This window comes from Streptomyces sp. NPDC088197, from assembly GCF_044741185.1.
GTDB lineage: Bacteria > Actinomycetota > Actinomycetes > Streptomycetales > Streptomycetaceae > Actinacidiphila.
The window spans coordinates 763734-787590 of record NZ_JBIUSD010000001.1 but is presented as its reverse complement, the minus strand read 5'-3'; the positions used below and the strand labels follow the sequence as shown (position 1 = coordinate 787590).

Sequence of the window (23857 nt, the reverse complement as noted above, 5' to 3'; positions counted from 1 at the left end):
CCCTTCCATGAACACCGTCCCCGACTCCCGCGCCGATCCGGCCGGTTGGCTGACCGCCCGGCTCGGCGGCCCCGCCTTCGGCGGCGACTACAACCCCGAGCAGTTCGCCGACGACCCGGCCGTACGGCGCGAGGACGAGGAGCTGATGCGGCGGGCCGGGGTGAATCTGGTGACGCTGAACGTCTTCGGCTGGGCGGAGCTCGAACCGGAGCCGGGGCGCTACGACTTCGCGCCGCTGGACGCCCGGCTGGAGCGGCTGCACGCCGCGGGCGTGGCCGTGGACCTGGCCACGCCCACCGCGCAGCCGCCGCCGTGGTTCGGCCTCGCGCACCCCGACGCGCTGCCCGTCACCCCCGACGGCACCCGGCTGACCCACGGCAGCCGCGACACGTACTGCCTGGCCGCGCCCGCCTACCGGCAGGCCGCCCGCGCCGTCGCCGAGGCGCTGGCGGCCCGGTACGGCGAGCACCCGGCGGTCGCGCTGTGGCACGTGCACAACGAGTACGCGACCGTCTGCCACTGCGAGCACGCCGCCGACGCCTTCCGGCACTGGCTGCGCGAGCGGTACGGCACCCTGGAGGCCGTCAACCGGGCCTGGGGCACCGCCTTTTGGAGCCAGCGCTACGGCGCGTGGGAGCAGATCCAGCCGCCGCGCGCCACGCAGTGGCGGCCCAACCCCGGCCAGGTGCTGGACTTCCGGCGCTTCTGGTCGGACCTCGCGCTGACCGCCTACCGCGAGCAGCGCGACGCGATCCGGGCGCACAGCCGGGTGCCGGTCACCACCAACGTGATGCTGCCCGGCTACCAGGTGCTCGACCTGTGGGCGTTCGGCCGCGAGGTCGACCTGGTGGGCGTGGACCACTACCCGGACGCGCCAGGCCTGGACGCCGCCGCAGACACCGCCTTCGGCGCGGACCGGGCGCGCTCCTTCGGCGGCGGCAGGCCGTGGCTGCTGATCGAGCAGGCCACCAGCACCGTCTACGCGGGCGACCTCGTCCTGCCCAAGGAGCCGGGCGACATCCTGCGGCACTCGCTGAGCCACATCGCGCGCGGCTCGGAGGGCGTGCTGTTCTTCCAGTGGCGGCAGTCACCGGCCGGGGCCGAGATCTGGCACTCCGCGATGGTCCCGCACGCGGGGCCGGACACCCGGATCTTCCGCGAGACCGTCGAAACCGGCCACGCCGTGGCCGCGCTGGCCGAGGTGACCGGCTCGACCGTACGGGCGCGGGCGGCCGTCCTGCACGACCCGGACGTGTGGTGGGCGCTGGACACCCCCGTCCTGCCCACGCCGGAACTCCCGTACCTGCCCGCGCTCAAGCGCGCCCACCGCGCCCTGTGGGACGCCGGGATCACCACCGACTTCGCGCACCCGTCCGCCGACCTGTCCGCGTACCGGCTCGTTCTCGCCCCCAGCCTGCACCTGGTCTCCGAGGAGTCCGCCGCCGCGCTCACCGCCTACGTCGAGGGCGGCGGCACCCTGCTGGTCGAGTGCTTCAGCGGCGCCGTCGACCCCCACTACCGCGCGTGGCCCGGCGGGGCGCCGGGCCCGCTGCGGCCACTGCTCGGCCTGCGCGCCGAGGAGTTCCGCCCCCTGCCGTCCGGCGCCGCCGTCCCCCTGACCGACGGCGGCACCGGCACCACCTGGACCGAGGCGCTGCTGCTGGAGGGCGCGACGGCCGAAATCGGTTACGCGGAAGGGCCGTTGACCGGCCGAGCCGCCGTCACCCGGCACGCCCACGGCCGGGGCACCGCCTGGTACGCCTCCACCCGGCTGTCCCCCGCCTCGTACACCGCGCTGATCGGCGGCTTGATACGGGCCTGCGGCGCGGAGCCCGAACTCCCCGGTCTTCCGGCGGGCGTCGAGGCGGTCCGCCGCCACAGCGACGACGGCCGCGCGTACCTCTTCCTCCTCAACCACTCCCCGGCCGAGGTCCGCGTCCCCGTGCGGGGCCACGATCTCCTGGCGTCCCGCGCCCTTCCTTCCGAGGGCGCCGTCCTGCCGCCCGCGAGCGCCGTGGTCGTCCGCGAGGAGGGCTGAGGGGACCGCCCTTGCCGACTCGGGGGACGGGCACGGAACGTGACCCCGGCATCACCTGAACGAGTGAACGCTTCTCGGTCATCCTGGGATGGTCACGCAACCGGCTCTTCCCGAAGGGCGTCCCCTCCTGCGCAACAGGTGTGACGCTTGGGGTGGGAAGGGGGTCGGGCGTGGACACGGTGATTGTGCAGTTGCCCGAGGAATCCGACGCACGGTGGGGAGAGGAACCGGCCGGGCGGCGCCCGAGGCTGCTGCGGCTCGGCCCCGGCGAGACGGCCGAGTTCGGGCGCGGGGGCTCCCCCGTGCGGACCGGTCCGGCCGGACACCCACCACCGTAGGCACGGCCCGGCGGGCCCGCTCCTGACAGATGACAGGGACGGCGGAACGCACCCGCGCCGCACCGGGACCCGCAGGGCCGCGGGCCGGACGCGCGTATACCCCGGCCGTCCGACGTGATCGCGCCAGCCCTTATGCGGCCCGAGACCCGGCATATGACCTAAGCCCGCCGAAATCCCCGCCCGGTGGTTAAAGGTCCAGCTAAGGACGGCTGTTCGGCATTCCCAGCGTCCGGAAGTGGCGTGCACACTACAGCCGTCGCCCGTCAAAAGCGTGCAACACGCAACTATCGCACCACGATCCAGGTCTCGTCCTTGTCCTGTTCCTGACCTCACGTTGGAGTCGTCATCAACGACATACAAAAACCCCGTGTCGCACGGGCCCGCGCAGCGGTGGTCGCGGCGGCCTCGCTGGCCATGGTGTCCGGGTCCCTGATCCTCGCCATGCCCTCGCAGGCCAGCGGCCCCGCGCCCGCGGCCAAGACCATCGCGCAGAGCCACCCGGACTGGGCCACCGCCTCCGCCGACCAGGGCTCGGTCGCGGCGAACACCGAGATCACCGGCACCGTGTACCTGGCGGGCCAGGACGCCGCGGGCCTGACGAAGTACGCGACGGCCGTGTCCGACCCGAGCAACGCGAGCTACGGCGAGTTCCTGAGCCCGGCCGCGTACAAGGCGCGCTTCGGCGCCACCAAGGCGCAGGTCTCCGCGGTCCGGAAGTGGGCGGCCGACTCCGGCCTGAAGGTCGTGAGCACCTCCGACCACGCGATCACGGTCAAGGGCACCAACGCGGCGGTCACCAAGGCGTTCGGCACCGGCATCCACCAGTACCGCGTCTCGGGCACGCTGCGGCACGCCCCGGCCCGTGACGTCGTGGTCCCCGCGTCCGTCTCCTCCGCGATCCTCGGCGTGACGGGCTTCACCACGCCCGGCGCCAACGTCGCCAAGCCGAACTCGCACCGCGTCGACGACACCACGGCCCGCTCCGCCGCGACCCCGGCCAGGAGTGGCAAGCCCGACGCCGGACTGCCGACCACCGCGACCTGCTCCGACTACTGGGGCCAGAAGATCGCCAAGGGCGCGCCGGCCGGATACACCACGTCCGACGTGCCGTTCGACCAGTGCTCGTTCTACCCCTCGCAGCTCCGCAAGGCGTACGGCATCACCGCCTCGGGGCTGACCGGCAAGGGCGCGACGATCGCGATCGTGGACGCGTACGGCAGCTCCACCATGCTGGCGGACGCCAACCAGTACGCGACCGCGCACGGTGACAAGGCGTTCAGGTCCGGCCAGTACAGCGAGGTCGTCGACCCGTCGCAGTGGACCAACCAGGACCTGTGCGGCGGCCCCGAGGGCTGGGCGCCGGAAGAGGCGCTGGACGTCGAGATGGCGCACGGCCTCGCGCCCGACGCCAAGGTCGTCTACGTGGGCGCCAACTCCTGCGACGACAACGACCTGCTGGGCGCCATCAGCACCATCGTCGACAACCACCTGGCCGATGTCGTCTCCAACTCGTGGGGCGAGATCATGCACACCACGGACGACGCCGACGTCACCTCGTCGCTGATCGCCGCCTACGAGCAGGTCTTCAAGCAGGCCGCCGTCGAGGGCATCACCATCGGCTTCTCCGCGGGCGACTGCGGCGACAGCAGCCCGCTGGCCGCCGCGACCGGCGTCAACTGCCAGCCCGACACCTCGCGCGCGCAGGCCAACTGGCCCGACTCCGACCCGTGGGTGACCTCGGTCGGCGGCACCGCGCTCGGCCTGAAGGACAAGAGCGGCTCGTACGGCTTCGAGACCGACATGGGCACGCTGCGCTCCAACCTGTCGGCCGACGGCAAGAGCTGGACCCCCGCTCCCCCGGCCCCGTTCTACTTCGGCGGTGGCGGCGGCACCAGCGAGGACTTCGCACAGCCCGCGTACCAGCGCGGTGTCGTGCCCGGCTCGCTGTCGCACACGCTGATGACCGGCGCGAAGAGCCGTACGGCCCAGCGCGTCACGCCGGACGTCTCGATGAACGGCGACCTGTACACCTCGGTCCTCGTCGGCATCTCCGACGGCGCCCCGTACAGCGAGGGCGGCTACGGCGGCACCAGCGTCTCGGCGCCGGAATTCGCCGCGGTCCAGGCCGACGCCATCCAGGCCAGGCACCACGCCATCGGCTTCGCCAACCCGGCGATCTACGCCCGCGCCGGGCTGTTCAAGGACGTCGTGGACCAGAACGCCGCCCACCACCACAAGGCCCCGCTGAGCAACGTCGCCGACTTCGGCCTGGTCAACGGCACCCTCGCCGTGCGCCTCGCCGCCTTCGGCGAGGACACCTCGCTCAACGCGGTCCGCGGCTTCGACAACGCGACCGGTGTCGGCTCCCCGACCCTGTCCTACCTCCGCTCCTTCGGCCGCCGCTGACCGATCCCCCGAAGGGCCCGGCGGAGCGACCCTCCGCCGGGCCCTTCGGCATTCCCCGCCGCCGCCGATTCCGCCGTATCGGCTGTGACAGGACGCCCCGAACGCGCGTCTGCATACACAGCAAGGCGGTCAATACTGGCGCCGGACGTGTGCGGTGCCGGTGGGGAGCAAGGGGCGACGGTGAAATTAGCGGCGATGCGGTCGTGGGTCGGGCAGCGGCCGAAGGCGGCGGTGGCGGGGGCGTCGGCGGTGGGCGCCGCGGGAGTGGCGGTCGCGCTGGTCGCGACGCTGACCGGCGGAGGCGCAGGCGCAGGCGGGGACGGCGGCGGCAAGGCGGACGACGCGGCGGCGCGGTCGCGGGCGACGCCGACCAGCCGCGCGCCGAGCCCGAGGACGGCACGGCCATCGACGGGGACGCCGACACCGACGCCGACCGTCACCGAGACGAAGGGTCCGATCGGCGACGGGTCCACCGCGTACACCGGCCCGCAGCCGCACCAGCCGAAGCCGGAAAAGCTCAAGCCGGGCGAGAAACCGCCGCAGTTCGTGGTGTTCTCCTGGGACGGCGCGCTGGAGAACGACGACCATCTGTTCTCGCGCTTCCGGGAGCTGGCCAAGGAGAACAACGCGAACATGACGTTCTTCCTGTCCGGCATCTACCTGGTCCCGGATGCGAAGCGGTCGCTCTACCACCCGCCCCGGCACGCGGCGGGGACGTCCGCGATCGACTTCCCGACCGACGCGCACATCAAGGAGACGCTGGAGCAACTGCGGCTGGCCTGGCAGGACGGAGACGAGATCGGGACGCACTTCAACGGGCACTTCTGCGCGCCCGACGCGGGCGGCGGCGGCACGTGGAGCACCGCGGACTGGCGCAAGGAGATCGCCCAGGCGTACTCGTTCGTGGAGCACTGGAAGACGAACACCGGCTTCACCGACCTCCCGCCGCTGCCCTTCGACTACGGCCGTGAGCTGGTCGGCGGGCGCGCGCCGTGCCTGGAGGGGCAGAAGAATCTGCTGCCCGCGGCCAAGGCGCTGGGCTGGCGGTACGACGCCAGTTCGCCCGGCGACTTCCAGCTCTGGCCCGCCAAGTCGGGCGGGGTGTGGAACTTCCCGCTGGAGCTGATGCCCTACCCCGGCAAGGACTTCCAGGTCCTGTCGATGGACTTCAACTTCCTCTACAACCAGTCGGGCGGCGAGCAGACCCAGGGCGACCCGGCGAAGTTCCCGGCCTGGGAGCGCGAGACCCGGCAGGGCTATCTGAACGGCTTCGAGCGCGTCTACAACGGCAACCGGGCGCCGCTGTTCATCGGCAACCACTTCGAGACGTGGAACGGCGGCATCTACATGCAGGCCGTCGAGGACGTGGTGAAGGACGTCTGCCACCGGGACGGGGTGCGCTGCGTGTCGTTCAAGGAGCTGTCCGACTGGCTGGACGTCCAGGACCCGGCGGTGCTGGCCGAATTGCGCGGCCTCGACCCGAGCGAGTCGCCGGACTGGACGACGTTTCCCGCCAAGTAGCCGGGCCTGGCGGAGAGATCAGGGAACCGGCGGCCGGGCCCCGCGCCGAGGGGCCCGGCCCGCTCAGCCGGCCGCCGCCACGTACCGCGTCCAGATGTCGACGGGATACGTGCTGCCGAACTCCTTCGTGGCCTTCGACGGCCCGCCGGTCCCGGTCAGCGGCAGCAACTCCTGTGTCTTCGGGTCGAGTCGGAAGACGGCGACCGACGTCGCCACCGCGGCGGCCCGCGCCCCCCTCGGTGGGTAGCCGACGTACCAGGCCGACAGGTCCCCGGCCGCCGTGCCCGTCTTGCCCGCCAGCTCCGTCCTGCCCGCGAGCCCGCCGCCCGCCCTCACCGCGCGGCGTGCGGTCCCGCCGGTCACCGCGTCCTTGAGCGCGTCGTCCACCTCGCCCGCGACCTTCGGCGTGAACGGGTGCGTGACAGCGGGCTGTTCGATGTCCACGCGCTGCCCGTCGCGGGTGACCTTGAGCACGGAGTACGGATCGGTGTGCGCGCCGGCGGCGGCGAAAGTGCCGTACGCGCTCGCCACCCGGATCGGGCTCGGGGTGACGCCGGTGCCGGTGGCGAAGGCGGGCACCTGCTCGCCGAAACCGCGCGGCAGCAGCCCGGCGTCGACGGACGCCTTCCGCACCCGGTCCAGGCCGACGTCCATGCCGAGTTGGGTGATCGGGCCGTTGACGGAGTCCGCCACCGCCTGCCGCAGGCTGATCCGCCCCCAGGACTTCCCGCCGTCGTTGCGGCTCTTCACGATCGTGCCGTCCCGGCTCCAGTACGGCCCCTCCGGCGTCCGTATCGGCACCTTGTCGTCGCCGTCGTAGACCGAGTCGGGGGTGACGGGCGTACGCGGCGCGCCGCGGGTGAGCAGCGCGCCGTCCCGCAGTCCGGCCGCGTAGACGAACGGCGCGTAGGCCGTACCGACCGGCACGATCGTGATGTTGGCGTCGTCGAAGCCCTGCTCGATGTAGTCGGGGCCGCCGTAGAGCGCGACGATCCGGCCGTCGGTGGCGACGGACGCGGCGCCGACGCGGACGTTCCGGTCGGCGGTCCTCGCCTTCGGTGCGAGGCCCGCGGTCTCGTGCCGCACGGCCTCGGCCAGGGCGTCGACGCGCGGGCGCTCGAAGGTCGTGTAGATCTGGTAGCCGCCCAGGTCGAAGCGCGCGTCGGAGATGTCGCCGTGCGCGGACACGTACGCCCGCGCGGTGTCGACGAGATAGCCGGTCTGCCCGCTCAGCCCCGCGGGTTTCGGCGGCGCCTTGGGCTCGGGGAAGACGGTGTACGCGGCGCGCTCGGCGCGCGAGAGCTGACCGGTCTTCACCATCCGGTCCAGCACCCACTTCCAACGGGCCACCGCCCGTTGGTGGTTGGCCGGGCTGATCGCGGGGTCGTAGAGCGCGGCGCCCTTGAGCAGCGTGGCGAGGAAGGCCCCCTCGCCGGCGTTGAGCTGGGAGACGTCCTTGCCGTAGTACGCCTTCGCGGCGCGCTGCACGCCGTACGTACCGCGCCCGAACCAGGCGGTGTTGAGGTAGCCGTCGAGGATCTGCCTCTTGCTCATCTTCTGGTCCAGCTTCACCGAGATGAACATCTCGGTGATCTTGCGGGAGAGCGTCTGGTTCTGGTTGAGGTAGACGTTCTTCACGTACTGCTGGGTGATGGTGGAGCCGCCCTGGGTGTCGCCGCCGGTCACCATGGTGGCGACGGCCCGGCCGATGCCCTTCGGCGAGACGCCAGGGTCGGAGTAGAAGGAGGCGTTCTCGGCGGCCAGCACCGCCCACTGCACGCTCGTGGGTATCCGGTCCAGCGGCATCGCCTGCCGGTCCACCGGGCCCACCCGCGCCATCTCGGTGCCGTCGGCCCAGTAGTAGACGTTGTCCTGCTGCGTGGCGAATTCATTGAGGTCGGTGGGTATCCGGGTCCGCGCGTACGCCACTCCCACCACGGCGGTCAGCGTCACCAGCACCCACAGCGCCAGCAGCGACGCCTGGCGAAGCGACGGCACCCACCGCCGTATCCCGCGCCGCCCCGGCCGTGGATAGCGCGGCCGCAACACACGGGCCACGCGTTTCGCACGGGTCACGCGTACCGCGCCTCGGCCCAACCGCCTTAACTTCAGCCACTTTTTCCCCAACACCCCCGGAAGCTAAGGCCGGTTGTGGACCGCCCGAGGGCGGGACCGCCACAGTTCTGTAACAGCGGCGGGGCCCGGGGCCACCGGGTCAGGAGGGCAGGCGGCGCGCGCGGAGGTGGAGGCGGGCGGCGAGCACGGCGACGTCGTCCTCGGCGCGGGTGGCGTCCAGCCGGGTGAGGACTTCGTCCAGGACGGCCTGGATCGCGGCGCCCGGCGGGAGCCGCAGATCGGCGAGGCGGGCCAGGGAGACGTCGATGTCCTCCTTGCGCCGCTCGACCAGGCCGTCGGTGAACATCACCAGCGTCTGGTCGGGGGTGATGTCACGGGTGGTCAGCTCGTAGCCGCCGACGCCCGTGCCCAGCGGCGGCCCCACGGGCAGGTGCAGCAGGCTGCCCGCGCCGTCCGCCGAGAACAGCACCGGCGGCAGGTGCCCCGCGCTGACCAGTGCCACGCTGCCCCGCGCCGGGTCGACCCGGACCAGCAGGCATGTCGCGGGGCGGCGGGTGCCGTCCTCGGCCACGGCCGCGTCGAGCTGGCGCAGCACGCGGTGCGGCGGCAGATCCGCCGAGGCCACGTACCGCAGCATCGAGCGGTACGCGTTCATGTCCACGGCCGCGTCCAGGCCGTGGCCCATCACGTCACCGATCACCAGCAGCGTCCGGCCGAAGCTGAGCCGTACCGTCTCGAACCAGTCGCCGCCCACCAGGCTCCCGCCGCCCGCCGGGAGATAGCGGGTCGCGATGTCCAGGTTCGGGTGCGGGCGCCGGGGCTCGGCCAGCAGCGCCCGCTGGAGATTCAGCGCCGTGCTGTGCGCCGCCGTGTGCTGCCGCGCGTGGCTCAGGTGCACGGCCGCCAGGCGCGCCGCGTAGTGCACGGCCGCCGTCTCCTCCGCCGTGAACCCCCGCCGGCCCGCCCGTACCGCCAACAGCGCGCCGTACAGCCGTCCGTGCGCCAGCAGCGGCATCGACACCGCCGTACGCGGCAGACTCCCGTCCGCGTCCGCCGTCGCCGTGATCGGATGCCCCTCGTCCAGCGCCCGCACCAACAGCGACCGCGCGCTCAGCGGCGTCCTCGGCTCCAGCAGCTCCGACCTGCCCGCCGCCGCCGTCCGCGTCAGCGCCGGCTCCTCCGGCCACCGGTCCGCCGGTACGTCCTCGGGCAGCAGGTCCACGGCCGCCGCGTCGCTCACCCGGCGGCACAGGAAGCCGACCAGCTCCGCGCAGGTCGTCTGCTCGTCCAGGGTGCTTCCGATGGCCTCGACCGCCTCCTCCGCCACCCCGAACCGGCCCCCGTCCGTGCCCTCCGCCTCCCCCTCGACCGGTCCGCTCACCACTCCACGCCGCCTCTCCCACCGTTCGCCCTGGCGGGCACCCCCTGATCCTTCCAGGGCCCCCGCCGCTGCCCCCGTTCCCACGTGCCCGTCCCCCGGTCTTTTCCGGGCCGGGCCCCCTGTGCGTCGGCTCCAGGCGGGTGGGTGAGCCCGGCGGTCCTCAAAAGCGCCCGCCCGCGCACGGTGAACGGACCGGGCCCGGGGCCCTACAGGGGCGAGCCGTCCCGGGCGGGGGCGGGGCCGTCGAGGAATTCGGCGAGCCGGAAGAGGGCGGGAAGGGCCGCGCGCACCGCTCGAAGGTCAGCATCGGGCAAAGCTTCAAGCGCGGCGTCCATCCGCCGCTCGTGCGCCAGCGTCCACGCGGCGAGCCGCTCCCGCCCGGCAGCGGTGAGCGTGACGACCGAGGCGCGCCGGTCGGCGGGATCGGTCTGCCGGGCGACGAGCCCGGCGGCGATCATGGGCCCGATGAGCCCGCTGACGGTGCTGGCGGCGAGCCGTCGCCGGACGGCCAGATCACCGATGCGGGCGGGCGAGTGCTCGCCCAGGACCTGCAACAATTCCACCTGGGCCATGGGCAGCGCCTCCCACGGGTCGTCCCCGCCGACGGACACCCGAAGGGCACGGCGGAGCCGGGTGACGGCCTCGGTGAGCAGCCGGGCGTCGGCGGACTTGCTGAGCGGTCGCGGCGGGGAAACCGCGGGGTGGTGCGGGGACATGCCCTTGAGCGTAGGCCCTGGCATGTCACGGACCACCTGTCCGCGGCCTCTCAGGAGCGGGACGGGACCCCGTCGCGGCGGGCGGTGACTCGTCACTTCGGCGCCACCCGGACGACGGAAACTTCGGTGTCCGATGTAATCTCGTCCGAGTCCGCCGGCCACGGCCGGACCGTACGGCGAGAGTGAAAACCTTCATGCTGCTGGCGTATCCCCCGAGTCCCGCACAAGGTGCCCGGCACCCGGGACGGGTCCTGCCCGCAGCCGCGCCGGAGGGCGGCCGATGACGTCCCCGACGCGCAACGCGCCGCGTACGGACGGCGCGCGGACGGACGGACCCCGTACGGACGGACCCCGTGGCGACGAGCCCCGCACCGGCATGCTCCGCAAGGACGCGGCCCCGGAGCCCGAGGCCGCACCCGAGTCCGGGTCCGCGCCCGCCGAGGCCCCCAGGAGCAGATTCCGCCGCCTCGGCCCGCTCCTGCCCGCCCGGCTGCGCCGCCTCGGCCGCCCGCACCTGCTGGTCGAACTGGTCTTCAGCGTGGTGCTGTACAAGACGTACTCGCTGACCCGCCGCGCCGCGCCCGAGCACCACGAGGCCGCGCTGCACCGCGCCACGGACATCCTCAACGCCGAGCGCAAGCTGCACGTGAACATCGAGCTGACGATCAACCACGCGATCGACAAGATCGACTGGCTGATCGTCGGCATGAACTACTACTACGCGACGCTGCACTTCATCGTGACCCTCGGCGTCCTGATCTGGCTCTACGCCCGCCACCCCGCCAGCTACCGCAGCGCGCGCACCGCGCTGTACGCGGCGACCTTCGTGGCCCTGATCGGCTTCACCTTCTTCGCGCTGGCGCCGCCGCGCCTGATGGAGGGCCAGGGCTTCATCGACACGGTGGTCACGCACCATACGTGGGGCTCGTGGGACAACGACGACGTGTCGTCGCTGTCGAACCAGTACGCGGCGATGCCGTCCGTCCACATCGTGTGGTCGGCCTGGAGCGGTCTGACGGTCGCGGCGCTGGCCCGCAGAACGTGGGTCAGGGTCCTGGGCTTCCTGTACCCCTTCTTCACCTTCACCGTCATCCTCGCCACCGGCAACCACTTCCTCGCCGACGCCGTGGCGGGCGCCCTCACCCTGGCCCTGGGCTTCCTCATCCAGCGCCTGCTGCTCGGCCGCCCCGCCTACCTCTACCCGGCCCCCGACCCGCTCCCGCCGGGCCCCCTGGGTCCGGTGGGCGCCCGCACGGGCACCAGGCAGTAGTCCTCCGCGCGCCGCCGACGAACGCGCGCGCACCGCGGGCCGCGAGGACGAACGCGGCCAGGACGCACGAGGGCCCGAGCCGTGTCGAACGGCTCGGGCCCTCGTCGTACGTGTGGTGCCAGTCGTGCTGGTGGCGCCGGTCGTGCTGGTCGCGCGCCCCTGAGGGGTTACGCCGCGCCGCGCATCGGGGACGAGCGGCGGCGGGACTGCGACGTCGGACGGCCGCGGCGGGCGCGGGAGGACGGCGCGCCGGAGCGCTGCGGGCGGTCGGCGACCGGGTTGGTGATGGTGACCGGGATGCCGGACGGCGCCTGGGCGCCGGTGATCCGGGTCAGCTCGGCCTCGCCCGACCGCACCTGGGCCACCTGCGGCGCGATCCCCGCGTTGGCCATCAGACGGGTCATCTCACGGCGCTGGCTGGGCACCACGAGCGTGACGACCCGGCCGGACTCGCCCGCCCGCGCGGTACGCCCGCCGCGGTGCAGATAGTCCTTGTGGTCGCTCGGCGGGTCGACGTTCACGACGAGGTCGAGGTTGTCGACGTGGATGCCGCGGGCCGCCACGTTGGTGGCGACCAGCACCGTCACATGCCCGGTCTTGAACTGCGCGAGGGTACGGGTGCGCTGCGGCTGCGACTTGCCGCCGTGCAGCGCCGCCGCCCGTACACCGCTCTTGAGCAGGTGCTGGGTGAGCTTGTCGACGGCGTGCTTGGTGTCGAGGAACATCAGCACCCGGCCGTCGCGCGCCGCGATCTCGGTGACGGTCGCGTACTTGTCGGCGTCGTGGACGTGCAGCACGTGGTGCTCCATCGCGGTGACCGTGCCCGCCGACGGGTCGACGGAGTGGACCACCGGGTCGGAGAGGTAGCGCCGCACGAGCTGGTCGATGTTGCGGTCGAGCGTGGCGGAGAACAGCATCCGCTGGCCGCCGGGCCGCACCTGGTCGAGCAGCTCGGTGACCTGCGGCATGAAGCCCATGTCGGCCATCTGGTCGGCCTCGTCCAGCACGGTGATCGCGACCCGGTCCAGCCGGCACTCGCCGCGGTCGATGAGGTCCTTGAGCCGTCCGGGCGTCGCCACAACGATCTCCGCGCCGCCGCGCAGCGCGCTGGCCTGGCGGCCGATGGACATGCCGCCCACGACGGTGGCCAGCCGCAGCCGCAGCGTGCGGGCGTACGGGGTGAGGGCGTCGGTGACCTGCTGGGCGAGTTCCCTGGTCGGGACCAGGACCAGCGCGAGCGGCTGCCGGGACTCGGCGCGCTGCCCCGCGGTACGGGCCAGCATCGCCAGGCCGAAGGCGAGCGTCTTGCCGGAGCCGGTGCGCCCGCGGCCCAACACGTCACGTCCCGCGAGGGTGTTGGGCAGCGTGGCGGCCTGGATCGGGAACGGTACGGTGACGCCCTGTACGGTCAGCGCGTTCAACACGGCGTCGGGCAGGTCGAGTTCGGCGAAGGACTCGACGGCGGGCAGCGGCGGGGTGACCGTCACCGGCAGGGCGAACTCGCCCTGCGGCGCGGAGGGCCGCCGTCCGTAGCCGCCGGAGCGGGAGCCGCCGCCGCTACGGGACTGGCCGCCGGAGCGGCCGGCGCCCGAGCCGGAGCCGCCCGTACGGGAGGAACCACCCGTTCGGGTGCGGCTGAAACGGTCGTTCGTGCGAGATGTGCGGTTCAAAGGAACCCTTCCTCGATGCGACACGTATCGAGGATTTCCCGGCGGCCGCGAGGCGGCGGGGACAATCGCAAGAACGAGCCGGATAAAAAGCGAAACGAAGCCGGTCGGGACATTTCCTCCCGTGGCTTCGACATTTCCGCGCCATGAAAAAGCCGTGGAAAACGGCGGAACGCGGTGGAAATCCGTACAACGCAACAAGCCGGGACCCGCACCCCAAGGCGCGGGCCCCAGCTATATCGCTGAACGTGTCAGGCGTATTCAGACGCGTCAGGCGGGAACGATGTTCTCGGCCTGCGGGCCCTTCTGGCCCTGGGTGACGTCGAAGGTCACCTTCTGGCCTTCCTGGAGCTCACGGAAGCCCTGGGCGGCGATGTTCGAGTAGTGGGCGAAGACGTCGGCGCCGCCGCCGTCCTGCTCGATGAAGCCGAAGCCCTTTTCAGCGTTGAACCACTTCACGGTACCGGAAGCCATATTAATCTCCTTCAGGGGCAGTACATCGAAGCCCGCGGATTACGGACCCCGTGTCGCCGCAATGATTGCCCCGTTCAGGAAAGAACAGCGGAAATACAAAAGTGCACCTATCGGCACGTATGCCGATGAAGGAGCACTTGTAAGTCTTTGGGAACCACAACTGCAACTGAAAACAACGGTACCACGGAACCAGATTTTCGCCGGGTAAAACGCGTCACACCCCGCCCCGGCGCGCCCCACGGGGGTGTCGTCGGCCCCTCGCCCGGGCGCGGGGGCGGCCGGGCGCGCGCGCATCACGATCGCGCCCGTATCCCGGCCCCAGGGGCCGTTACGGCTGTCGCGGGCACAGGTTCATCGGCCATACTTCGCGCCGTGGAGCAGAAAACAGGTCCGAACACCCCGCCGATACCGCCCGCCGGAGTCGACCCGGCGTACATACCCGGCCTGACGCCCCCCGCGCGGTCCGCCGCCGAGGTGCCCGCGCCCGTGGTGGACGACGACGCCCCGGAGGACGCGCCCCCGGCCGCGCCCGAGGCCGAGCCGGAACCGGCGGCCGAGGCCGTGCCCGAAGCCGCCGTCGAGGCCGTGGCCGAGGACACGGGCGCGGCGGACGACGAGGACGCGACGGAGGAGGACACCGGCCCGGTGTTCTCGGTCTCCGACCGCCGCGGCTCGATCACCGCCGACCGCACCGGCATCACCTTCAAACTGGACGGCGAGACCGCCGACTTCGGCTGGGACGAGATCGGCGCCGTCGAGATCGACACCCCGCGCTTCGGCCGCCGCTTCTCCGTCACCGTCTACACCTCGACCCGGCGCTGGTTCGACACCGACGTCGAGGCGCCCTCCAAGCCGCTGCTCAAGACCTGGGCGGCCGAGCTGGACGCGGTGCTGGACACGTACTTCGAGGACGACAAGCCGGAGGCGGCCGACGCCACGGACGACGTGGAAGAGGTCGAGGAGGCCGAAGAGGCCGACACGACCGACACGGCCGACGCCACGGAGAAGGCCGACGGGAAGAAGGCCAAGGCCACCGAGGACGCCGAGGCGTAGCCGTACCGTCGTGGACGGCGCCGGTTCCCACCCTCCGGCGCCGGTTCCCACCCTCCGGCGCGGGGCACCGCATACCGCCGACGTACCCGGCGCCGTACGCCACCGCGGGCGACGCGTTGAGCGAGGTGCCGACGGAGACGCGCCACCGGCAGGGCTCTGGTCGCGGCGGATGTCGACCGTCGCCAGGCGCAGCCGTCCGGCGTCGTCCTTGAGGCCGTGGCCGGTGAAGTAGAGCAGGACGAGGGCTTCCGCGTCGTGCCCCGGCGCGGTCAACTGCCGCAGCCCCGCGCCCTCGTGCTCGTGCTCGCGCTCGTGCTCGTGCTCGTACGGAGCGATCAGCGGAGCAAGTCGCCGTCCCACGCCTCGTCGCCTCCCCCGGGTACCGCTCTTCGTGCCTGCGCGCCCGCGCGTCCGCGCGGCGCCGAAGTCCCCCCCGATTCTGCCCCTGTTGGCACCCCCGCCGGGGCCGCTTCCCGGCAATCGCTCCGGCGCGGAGGCGGGGACGCCTGCAACAGGTGTTGCAGGCGATTGCAAGAAGTCAACCAACAGACGTAGTTCGACAGCAGGGTTACGAAATCATTTCGCATGAGCCTTGTGGAACCGGACGCGCGCGCCCTAATGTCACCTCACCCTCTCGGCAGGTCTCGACAGAAACGAGCTTTCGATGTCACGGAGCAGCACAGGCGCTGTGGTGGAGTGGTCGGGCAGACCGCGGCGAAGAGCCGCGGTCGTGGTCGCGACGGCGACCGCGGTAGCCGTCGGGTTCAGCATCATGGCCGGTGGTACGACCGCCCTGGCGGGTACGGGATCGGGCGGAACAGGCGGCGGTACGGCCCCGGTGGTGACGCGGGCCGCGCTCGACCCCTCGCTCGTCGCCGGCCGCGGCGCGAACGTCGGCTTCGCGGAGCAGGAGGCGGAGAACGCCGCGACGAACGGCACGGTCATCGGCCCCGGCCGGGACGCGTACACGCTGCCCGCCGAGGCGTCGGGCCGCAAGGCGGTGTCGCTGAAGCCGGGCCAGTACGTCGAGTTCACCCTTCCGAGTGCCGCCAACGCGATCAACGTGCGGTACAGCATCCCGGACGCGCCGACCGGCGGCGGCATCACCTCGCCGCTCGACGTGACGGTGAACGGCAAGGACCGCAAGGCCCTGACGCTCACCTCGCAGTACGCGTGGCTCTACAACCTGTACCCGTTCTCGAACGACCCGGGCGCCGACGTCCTGCACCCCGACTACTGGGTGACCGAGTGCGCCTGCGTGCCCCAGGACACCACGCCCGCACCGGTGTTCGCCAAGCCGTTCCGCCCCAACCACTTCTACGACGAGCAGCGGCTGTCGCTGGGGAAGACGTACCGCGCGGGCGACAAGGTGCGGCTCCAGGTCCCGGCGGGCGCCACCGCCGCGACCACCACGATCGACCTGCTGGACTCGCAGCTCGTCGCGCCGCCGAAGATCGACCTGATCGCGGCCAACGTCCTCGCGTTCGGCGCCGATCCGACCGGCCGCCGCGACTCGGCGAACGCCATCGACAAGGCCATCGCCTTCGCGAAGCTCACGCACCTGAAGGTGTACATCCCGCCGGGCACGTACCAGGTGAACCGGCACATCGTCGTCGACAACGTGACGATCGAGGGCGCGGGTAGCTGGTACACGATCATCAAGGGCCGCCAGGTCGACCTCGCCACCCCGGCGCCCGACGGAAGCGTCCACACCGGTGTCGGCTTCTACGGCAAGGACGCCTCGAAGGGCGGGAGTTCGAACGTCCACCTGTCCGGCTTCGCGATCCAGGGCGACGTCCGGGAGCGCATCGACACCGACCAGGTCAACGGCATCGGCGGCTCGCTGAGCAACTCGACCATCGACGGCCTGTACATCCAGCACACCAAGGTCGGCATGTGGTTCGACGGGCCGATGAGCAACCTGAGGATCACCAACAACGTGATCGTCGACCAGATCGCCGACGGCATCAACTTCCACACCGGCGTGACGAATTCGACGGTCTCCAACAACTTCCTGCGCAACACCGGTGACGACGCGCTCGCGCTGTGGTCGGAGAAGACCGAGGACGCGCGCAACACCATCGACCACAACACCGTGCAGACGCCGGTGCTCGCCAACGGCATCGCGCTCTACGGCGGCACGGACAACACCGTCTCCAACAACCTGATCGCCGACCCGATCCGCGAGGGCAGCGCCATCCAGGTCGGTTCCCGCTTCGGCTCCGAGGCGTTCACCGGCCACCTGTGGATCACGGACAACACCACGGTCAGGGCGGGCACGTACGAACTGAACTGGAACATCGGGCTCGGCGCGATCTGGTTCTACGCGCTGGAGAAGAACATCGACGCGGACATCCGGGTGACCGGGGACAACTTCCTCGACAACACGTACAACGCGATCATGCTCGTCGCCGACTGGCCGGTGAAGGACCTGTACTCGGTCACCAACGTCCACTTCAAGGACATCAAGGTCGACGGCACCGGTACCTCGGTGGTCAGCGGCCGGGTGGCGGGCTCCGCGTCCTTCGAGAACGTGGTCGCGCGCAATGTCGGCGCCGTCGGTGTCAACAACTGCGGTTCCTTCAACTTCACGCCCGCGGGCTCGGAGTTCTCCCTGACCGACCTCGGCGGCAACACCGGCGGCGGTACGACCGGGCCGTGGTTCGCGTCGTGGGAGCTGCCGAACACGATCACCTGCGACGACCGCCCGCCGGTCGTGGCACCGCCGGCTCCGTCGGCGTGGTGACGGCTGCCCTTTGAGGAGCGCGCGGTGAGAAGCGCGCCGTGAGAAGCGCGCGCTGAGCGACACCTCGTGACAAGCGCCTCGCGCGAAGTCCATACGGAGATCCGTACAGGTTTCGCGCGGGGCCGCTAAGAAAGCGTTAAGACTCGCGGGCCGCGGTGGCCGGCGCGCCGGGACAGACCCCGGCAAAGCCCCCACCGTCCCGATGAAATGCCTGGTCGGCCGCCCGGAACACCCCGGGCGGCCGATCATGTGTCAGCGGGGCAGGGGTGCGTACGCTGGCCGGGCCGTCATCCGCGATGGCCCGACCGATCCGCCGCACCCCAGGAGCCCTCCGGATGACCACGACCGTCCCGCCCGAGCGGTCCTCGACGCCCCCGCGCAGCCGCTTCAGGGCCTGGCTGCTCGAAGGTCTCTCCGACATGGGCAAGCACCAGTCGGGCGGCGGCGGGGCGGCGGAGCGGGAAGCCGCGCCCGCCCACAAGGGCCAGCGCTGGTGGCGGGTGATGTGCCTGACCGGCGTGGACTACTTCTCCACCCTCGGCTACCAGCCCGGCATCGCGGCGCTCGCGGCCGGGCTGCTGTCGCCGATCGCGACGGTCGTGCTGGTCCTGGTCACGCTGGCGGGCGCGCTGCCCGTCTACCGGCGGGTCGCCGAGGAGAGCCCGCACGGCGCGGGCTCCATCGCGATGCTGGAGCGGCTGCTGTCGTTCTGGAAGGGCAAGCTCTTCGTCCTGACGCTGCTGGGCTTCGCCGCCACCGACTTCCTGATCACCATCACCCTTTCGGCCGCCGACGCCTCCACCCACCTGGTGGAGAATCCGCACTTCGCCACGGCGCTGCACAGCCACCAGATGGTGATCACGCTGGTCCTGGTCGCGCTGCTGGGCGCGGTGTTTCTCAAGGGCTTCCTGGAGGCCATCGGGATCGCCGTCGTCCTGGTCGGGCTCTATCTGGCGCTCAACGTGGTCGTCGTCATCGCCGGCTTCTGGCACGTCGCGACCGCCGGGCACGTCGTCACCGACTGGTCGCACGCGCTGACCGCCGAGCGCGGCAACGTCTTCGTCATGATCGGCGTGTCCCTGCTGATCTTCCCCAAGCTCGCGCTCGGCATGTCCGGCTTCGAGACCGGCGTCGCCGTCATGCCGAACGTCGCGGGCGACCCCGGTGACACCGAGGAGCGGCCGGTCGGCCGGATCCGCGACACGAAGAAGCTGCTCACGACGGCCGCGCTGATCATGAGCGTCTTCCTGATCTGCACCAGCTTCATCACCACCGTGCTGATCCCGAAGAAGGAGTTCGAGACCGGCGGCAAGGCCAACGGCCGCGCGCTGGCGTATCTCGCCCACGAGTACCTGGGGTCGGTCTTCGGCACGGTCTACGACTTCTCCACCATCGCCATCCTCTGGTTCGCGGGCGCCTCCGCGATGGCGGGCCTGCTCAACCTGATGCCGCGCTACCTTCCGCGGTACGGCATGGCCCCGCACTGGGCGCGCGCGGTGCGGCCGATGGTGCTGGTCTTCACGCTCGTCGCCTTCCTCGTCACCTGGATCTTCGACGCCAGCGTCGACAAGCAGGGCGGCGCGTACGCGACCGGCGTCCTCGTCCTGATGAGCTCGGCCGCGCTGGCCGTCACGATCGCCGCCCGCAAGGCCGGGCAGCGGCGCTGGACGGTCGTCTTCGCCGTGATCTCGGTGGTCTTCCTCTACACGACGGTCGTCAACGTCGTGGAGCGGCCCGACGGCGTCAAGATCGGCGCCTGCTTCATCGCCGGGATCATCCTCGTCTCGCTGCTGTCCCGGCTCGCGCGCGCCTTCGAACTGCGCGTCACCAGCGTGGAGTTGGACGACATGGCCACGCGGTTCGTCCGCGACATCGCCAGTCGCCGCATTCGCTTCATCGCCAATGAGCCGGGGCTGCGCGACGCGGCCGAGTACCGCGACAAGGTGCACCAGATCCGCGCCGACAACGACATCCCGCCCGAGGACGACCTCGTCTTCGTCGAGGTCACCGTCCTCGACGCCTCCGAGTTCGAGTCCGCCCTGCGCGTCACCGGGCATGTCCTGCACGGCCGTTACCGCGTGCTGTCCCTGGAGAGCTCGTCCGTCCCCAACGCGCTGGCCGCCCTCCTCCTCCACGTCCGCGACACCACCGGCACCAAGCCGCACATCTACTTCGAGTGGACCGAGGGCAGCCCCTTCACCAACTTCCTCCGCTTCTTCCTCTTCGGCCACGGCGAGGTCGCCCCGGTCACCCGCGAGGTCCTGCGCGAAGCCGAGCCCGACCGCTCCCGCCGCCCCCGCGTCCACGTGGGTTAGTCCGCGCGGGCAGACCGCGCGGGTTTGTCAGCGTGCGTCAGCCCGCGTGCCTCAGACCGCGTGATCGGCGGCCTCGCGGTCGTTGGTGGCGGCCCAACTGGCCAGCAGATCAAGGGCGTCACGCGCGGGCGTGCCGGGTTCCGCGCTGTAGGCCATGATGGTCAGCCCGGTGTCGGCGGGCAGCTCCAAGGCGTCGTAGGCGAGGGTGAGTTCGCCGACGACGGGGTGGTTGAGGCGTTTGACTCCGCCGCGGTGCAGGTGGACGTCGTGGGTGGCCCAGCGGGTGCGGAACAGGTCGCTCCGGGTGGCGAGTTCTCCGACCAGGTCGCTCAGGGCCCTGTCGTGGGGGTCGCGCCCGGCTTCGGCGCGCAGGATCGCGACGGTGCCCGCCGCCATCCGCTCCCAGTCGCGGTAGAAGTCGGTGGCCGCGGGGTCCAGGAACATGAAGCGGGCCACGTTGGGCGGTCGCCCCGGGGTCGCGAGGACCGGGCCGAGGAGCGCCCTGCCGAGTCGGTTCGTGGCCAGGATGTCCAGGCGGCGGTCGCGTACGTAGGCCGGGGTCGTCGTGGACATGGAGTCCAGGATGCGCTGGATGCTGGGGCGCACATGAGGCTTCGGGGCGCGGGCGGGTGTCCGCGCCCCGGAACCGGCGGCGCGGGCCAGGTCGAACAGGTGGGCGCGTTCGGCCTCGTCGAGGCGGAGGGCGCGCGCGAGGGCTTCCAGGACGCCGTCGGAGACGCCGCGGGCGTTGCCGCGCTCCAGCTTGATGTAGTAGTCGGCGCTGACGCCCGCCAGCAGCGCGACCTCCTCGCGGCGCAGCCCGGTCACCCGGCGGAATCCGCCGCCGACTGGCAGGCCGGCTTGTTCCGGGGTGATCCCGGCGCGGCGCGAGGTGAGGAAGTCGCGGAATTCGGTGCGGGCGTCCATGCGTCCAACCGTACGGCCGTTTTCGCCTGCCTGACAGGCTCCGTCAGTACCTGTAACAGCAGGAATCCCCTGGTGAGAGGCCATGGGCAGCGGTTCGTGCCACGGTGGGAAGGGAAGGCGATCCGCCGTCCCGGAGCGGGCGAGCGGCTCCGCGTCACCGAGGAGGAACAGGCCATGGAGTACACGCGACTGGGAACGTCAGGGCTCAGGGTCAGCCGGATCGCCCTGGGCTGTATGAGCTTTGGCGACCCCGCCACCAGACTGACCTGGTCCCTCGACGACGACGCGGCCGAGCCGGTCTTCCGCCGGGCCGTCGAGCTCGGCATCACCTTCTGGGACACCGCGAACATCTACGGCCTGGGCACCTCGGAGGAGATCGTCGGGCGGGCGCTGCGCAAGTACACCCGGCGTGACGACATCGTCCTGGCCACCAAGCTGTGGGCGCCGATGCACCAGGGCCCGGGCGGTTCCGGTCTGTCCCGCAGGGCCGTCATGGAGCAGATCGACGCCTCGCTGCGGCGGCTGGACACCGACTACGTCGACCTGTACCAGATCCACCGGTTCGACCCCCGGACGCCGGTCGAGGAGACGATGGAGGCGCTGCACGACGTGGTCAAGGCGGGCAAGGTCCGCTACATCGGCGCCTCGTCGATGTGGGCCTGGCAGTTCGCCACAATGCAGCACACCGCGCAGTTCCACGGCTGGACCCGGTTCGTGTCCATGCAGGACCAGTACAGCCTGCTCCACCGCGAGGAGGAGCGCGAGATGTTCGGCCTGCTCGCCCACCAGGGCGTGGGAAGCATCCCCTGGAGTCCCCTGTCCGGCGGGCTGGTCACCCGGCCCTGGGGCGAGCGCTCCACGCCGCGCGCGGCCGTCAACCGGACCGTCGACCCGCAGGACCGCCCGATCTTCCTCGACGCCGACCGGGCCATCGTCGACGCCGTCCAGGAGATCGCCCGGAACCGAGGCGTCCCCATGGCCCAGGTCGCGATGGCCTGGGTGCTGAAGAACCCGGTCGTCTCCGCCCCCATCGTCGGCGCGACCAAGCCCCACCACCTCGCCGACGCCGCCGCCGCGCTCGACCTCACGCTCACCCGGGAGGAGGTCGACTCCCTCGAGGCCCCCTACACCCCTCGCGAGCCGACCTTCTTCTGACCCCGTCAGGGCCTAGCGCTCCTCGCGGAACTCCACGTGCCGGCCCGCCGCCGGGTCGTACTTGCGCAGCACCATCCGGTCGGGGTCGTTGCGACGGTTCTTGCGGGTGACGTAGGTGAATCCGGTACCGGCGGTGGACCGGAGCTTGATCACGGGACGTACTTCGTTGCGTGCCATGACGTCCACTATACGAAAACGGTTGTCGTTGTCAATAGACCGGCTGGGGGCCGTCCCGGCGACCGCCACTGCGATGCCCCGCGTCCGGCGTCCGGGATTCCGAGCCGCGCTCACGCCGTGAGGTGGCCGAGGACGGCGGAGACGGCGGCGCGCAGGGGCGGGGTGGAGACGCGGGCGGGGTCGCGGGATTCGAAGGCGTGGTGGGCCTCGGGGGCTTCGACGACCTCCAGGGGGGCGCGGGAGGAGGCGGCCGAGGCGATGAACCGGTCGACCGTGGCGGCGATTTCGGGGACCTCGAGGGCCACGCGGGTGAGGACGGTGGGGAGGGCGGCGGGGGCGGGGTGGAAGCGGGTGGCGGACAGGCCCCAGTTGGGGAGGGGGGCGAGGACGGGGTAGGTCAGGGCGACGCAGCGCAGCCACGGCGGCGGGGCCGCGAGCCAGTCGGCGCAGAGCAGGCCGCCCGCCGAGAAGAACCAGAGGGCGACACGGTCGGGGTCCACGCGGGGGTCGGCCCGGACGAGGGCGACGGCCTCGGCCACGTCGTGGGCCGCGCGGTCGAAGTCGGTGAGGTCGTGGAAGCGGTGGTCGACGGTGGCGGCCACCACGCCCTGGGAGGCCAGGAGTTGGGCGTAGCCCAGGAAGGCCGGCCAGTCGCGCGGCGTGGGGCGGACGTCCGGCGATACGGGGCCGCCGTGGACGAACACGACGGCGGGGGACGGGTGTTCGGCACGGGGGAGGTGGAGGTCGACGCGACCGTGCCGCTCGCGGGGGAGTTCGGGGACGGGGAGGGGGAACGGCCGCTGCTGGGGGGCCTGTTCACCCCTGGGCGCGAGCCGCCGCCCCTCCCCCGCGACCGCCCGCAGCAGGACGTCCGCCAGCCCGCGCGGAGCGGACAGCATCGGCCAGTGCCCGGTGCCGAGGTCGAAGAAGGTCACCCGCGGTTCGGTGAGCACGGCGAGCCGGGGGTCGCCGAGCCCGACCAGCGTCTCGACCAGCGCGATGCTCGAACCGTTCGCCGTACAGAAGACGCCCGTCACCGGCAGCGCCGCGACCGCGCCCGTCAGGCGCAGCGGCCGGGTGAGGGTGGCGCGCGGTTGCGGTACGGCGCGGTCGGTCAGCCGGGCCAGCGCGTCCGCCGGGACCCCGGCCGTACTGCCGTGCCGTGCCCACTCCTCCGGGCCGGACGGCGGCGGGACCGGCCCGTCACCGTCCTGCGCGCGGTCCCGCAGCTCCTGGTCGCGGCAGAGCGCGAGCGGCGGATCGCCGTCCCGCGGGATACCGGTGTCCAGATGGACGACGCGGGCGGTACGCGCCGGGCGGCGGTCGGCGGCCCCGACCACCGGGTGGATGCCGTAGTCGTGCCCGACGAGCACCACCGGCCCCTCGGCGGCGGCCACCGCGTCGATCACCTCCAGCACGTCCCGGATGTGCGTCTCCAGATCGGTGTCGGGCCCCGCCGGACGGCCGCCGTCGCCCATGCCGGTGAGCGTCACCGGATACGCACGCGCGCCCGCTTCCCGCAGCGCCCGCGCGGTCTCCCGCCAGATCCAGCCGCCGGTGTGAGCGCCTGCCACCAGTACGTACGCCGTCATGAGAT

The 23857-nt window shown here is 72.0% G+C and carries 16 protein-coding genes; 8 read left to right on the top strand and 8 right to left on the bottom strand.

The features are described 5' to 3' along the window. Positions 1-7: 7 nt before the first annotated feature. The 3 genes from ACIOC1_RS03520 (at position 8) to ACIOC1_RS03510 (ending at position 6303) form a co-directional block, all read left to right on the top strand. Complete coding sequence (locus tag ACIOC1_RS03520; RefSeq protein ID WP_401851514.1) at positions 8-2038, top strand: beta-galactosidase; 2031 nt, start codon at positions 8-10, stop codon at positions 2036-2038. A 728-nt stretch (positions 2039-2766) separates the two neighbouring features. Continuing rightward, positions 2767-4782, top strand: a complete 2016-nt coding sequence (locus ACIOC1_RS03515; RefSeq protein ID WP_401305624.1) for a protease pro-enzyme activation domain-containing protein — start codon at positions 2767-2769, stop codon at positions 4780-4782. 195 nt (positions 4783-4977) lie between these two features. Continuing rightward, complete coding sequence (locus ACIOC1_RS03510; RefSeq protein WP_401717635.1) at positions 4978-6303, top strand: hypothetical protein; 1326 nt, start codon at positions 4978-4980, stop codon at positions 6301-6303. 63 nt (positions 6304-6366) lie between these two features. On the opposite strand, the gene ACIOC1_RS03505 is transcribed toward ACIOC1_RS03510, so the two are convergent. The 3 genes from ACIOC1_RS03505 to ACIOC1_RS03495 form a co-directional block, all read right to left on the bottom strand. Then, on the bottom strand, positions 6367-8301 hold the full coding sequence (locus tag ACIOC1_RS03505; protein ID WP_401851510.1) for a transglycosylase domain-containing protein: 1935 nt from the start codon (positions 8299-8301) through the stop codon (positions 6367-6369). Positions 8302-8518: 217 nt separating this feature from the next. Further along, positions 8519-9760, bottom strand: a complete 1242-nt coding sequence (locus ACIOC1_RS03500) for a PP2C family protein-serine/threonine phosphatase (RefSeq protein WP_401851508.1) — start codon at positions 9758-9760, stop codon at positions 8519-8521. Between the two features lie 206 nt (positions 9761-9966). Further along, positions 9967-10476: a MarR family winged helix-turn-helix transcriptional regulator gene (locus ACIOC1_RS03495; RefSeq protein ID WP_355339742.1), complete on the bottom strand. Its 510-nt coding sequence runs from the start codon at positions 10474-10476 to the stop codon at positions 9967-9969. Between the two features lie 376 nt (positions 10477-10852). Here ACIOC1_RS03495 and ACIOC1_RS03490 point away from each other — a divergent pair, with 376 nt between their 5' ends. After that, entirely contained in the window at positions 10853-11746 is an 894-nt protein-coding gene (locus ACIOC1_RS03490) for a phosphatase PAP2 family protein (protein ID WP_401718494.1), read from the top strand. A gap of 167 nt (positions 11747-11913) precedes the next feature. Here ACIOC1_RS03490 and ACIOC1_RS03485 read toward each other — a convergent pair whose 3' ends face one another. Continuing rightward, positions 11914-13416 carry a DEAD/DEAH box helicase gene (locus ACIOC1_RS03485; RefSeq protein WP_401851505.1) on the bottom strand — a complete coding sequence of 501 codons (1503 nt, stop codon included), beginning with the start codon at positions 13414-13416 and terminating at the stop codon, positions 11914-11916. A 267-nt stretch (positions 13417-13683) separates the two neighbouring features. Further along, on the bottom strand, positions 13684-13887 hold the full coding sequence (locus ACIOC1_RS03480; RefSeq protein WP_161307368.1) for a cold-shock protein: 204 nt from the start codon (positions 13885-13887) through the stop codon (positions 13684-13686). Positions 13888-14259: 372 nt separating this feature from the next. Here ACIOC1_RS03480 and ACIOC1_RS03475 point away from each other — a divergent pair, with 372 nt between their 5' ends. From ACIOC1_RS03475 to ACIOC1_RS03465, 3 genes are all read left to right on the top strand, one after another. Beyond that, a complete protein-coding gene (locus ACIOC1_RS03475) occupies positions 14260-14940 on the top strand; it encodes a hypothetical protein (protein ID WP_401851502.1) in 681 nt (226 codons plus the stop codon). A gap of 664 nt (positions 14941-15604) precedes the next feature. Next, on the top strand, positions 15605-17686 hold the full coding sequence (locus ACIOC1_RS03470; RefSeq protein ID WP_391158589.1) for a glycosyl hydrolase family 28-related protein: 2082 nt from the start codon (positions 15605-15607) through the stop codon (positions 17684-17686). Positions 17687-18021: 335 nt separating this feature from the next. Then, entirely contained in the window at positions 18022-20001 is a 1980-nt protein-coding gene (locus ACIOC1_RS03465; RefSeq protein ID WP_355339728.1) for an amino acid transporter, read from the top strand. A 51-nt stretch (positions 20002-20052) separates the two neighbouring features. On the opposite strand, the gene ACIOC1_RS03460 is transcribed toward ACIOC1_RS03465, so the two are convergent. Continuing rightward, positions 20053-20928, bottom strand: coding sequence for a helix-turn-helix domain-containing protein (locus ACIOC1_RS03460; RefSeq protein WP_391041822.1), 876 nt, complete (start codon positions 20926-20928; stop codon positions 20053-20055). A gap of 174 nt (positions 20929-21102) precedes the next feature. Between ACIOC1_RS03460 and ACIOC1_RS03455 the strand changes: the two genes are divergently transcribed. Next, the gene (locus ACIOC1_RS03455; protein ID WP_401851499.1) at positions 21103-22083 is read left to right on the top strand and encodes an aldo/keto reductase; all 981 of its coding nucleotides are present in this window, start codon (positions 21103-21105) and stop codon (positions 22081-22083) included. Positions 22084-22095: 12 nt separating this feature from the next. Here ACIOC1_RS03455 and rpmG read toward each other — a convergent pair whose 3' ends face one another. Together rpmG and ACIOC1_RS03445 are read right to left on the bottom strand one after the other, a co-directional pair. Next, positions 22096-22260, bottom strand: a complete 165-nt coding sequence (gene rpmG / locus ACIOC1_RS03450; protein ID WP_355339719.1) for a 50S ribosomal protein L33 — start codon at positions 22258-22260, stop codon at positions 22096-22098. 110 nt (positions 22261-22370) lie between these two features. Continuing rightward, complete coding sequence (locus ACIOC1_RS03445) at positions 22371-23852, bottom strand: alpha/beta fold hydrolase (protein WP_401851497.1); 1482 nt, start codon at positions 23850-23852, stop codon at positions 22371-22373. Positions 23853-23857 lie beyond the last annotated feature (5 nt).

Bases quoted from the DNA above. Each gene is read 5' to 3' on its own strand.
- ACIOC1_RS03520 (WP_401851514.1), top strand. From the start codon at position 8: ATGAACACCGTCCCCGACTCCCGCGCCGATCCGGCCGGTTGGCTGACC.
- ACIOC1_RS03510 (WP_401717635.1), top strand. From the start codon at position 4,978: ATGCGGTCGTGGGTCGGGCAGCGGCCGAAGGCGGCGGTGGCGGGGGCG.
- ACIOC1_RS03495 (WP_355339742.1), bottom strand. From the start codon at position 10,476: ATGTCCCCGCACCACCCCGCGGTTTCCCCGCCGCGACCGCTCAGCAAG.
- ACIOC1_RS03490 (WP_401718494.1), top strand. From the start codon at position 10,853: ATGCTCCGCAAGGACGCGGCCCCGGAGCCCGAGGCCGCACCCGAGTCC.
- ACIOC1_RS03480 (WP_161307368.1), bottom strand. From the start codon at position 13,887: ATGGCTTCCGGTACCGTGAAGTGGTTCAACGCTGAAAAGGGCTTCGGC.
- ACIOC1_RS03470 (WP_391158589.1), top strand. From the start codon at position 15,605: ATGTCACGGAGCAGCACAGGCGCTGTGGTGGAGTGGTCGGGCAGACCG.
- ACIOC1_RS03465 (WP_355339728.1), top strand. From the start codon at position 18,022: ATGACCACGACCGTCCCGCCCGAGCGGTCCTCGACGCCCCCGCGCAGC.
- ACIOC1_RS03460 (WP_391041822.1), bottom strand. From the start codon at position 20,928: ATGGACGCCCGCACCGAATTCCGCGACTTCCTCACCTCGCGCCGCGCC.
- ACIOC1_RS03455 (WP_401851499.1), top strand. From the start codon at position 21,103: ATGGAGTACACGCGACTGGGAACGTCAGGGCTCAGGGTCAGCCGGATC.
- rpmG (WP_355339719.1), bottom strand. From the start codon at position 22,260: ATGGCACGCAACGAAGTACGTCCCGTGATCAAGCTCCGGTCCACCGCC.
- ACIOC1_RS03445 (WP_401851497.1), bottom strand. From the start codon at position 23,852: ATGACGGCGTACGTACTGGTGGCAGGCGCTCACACCGGCGGCTGGATC.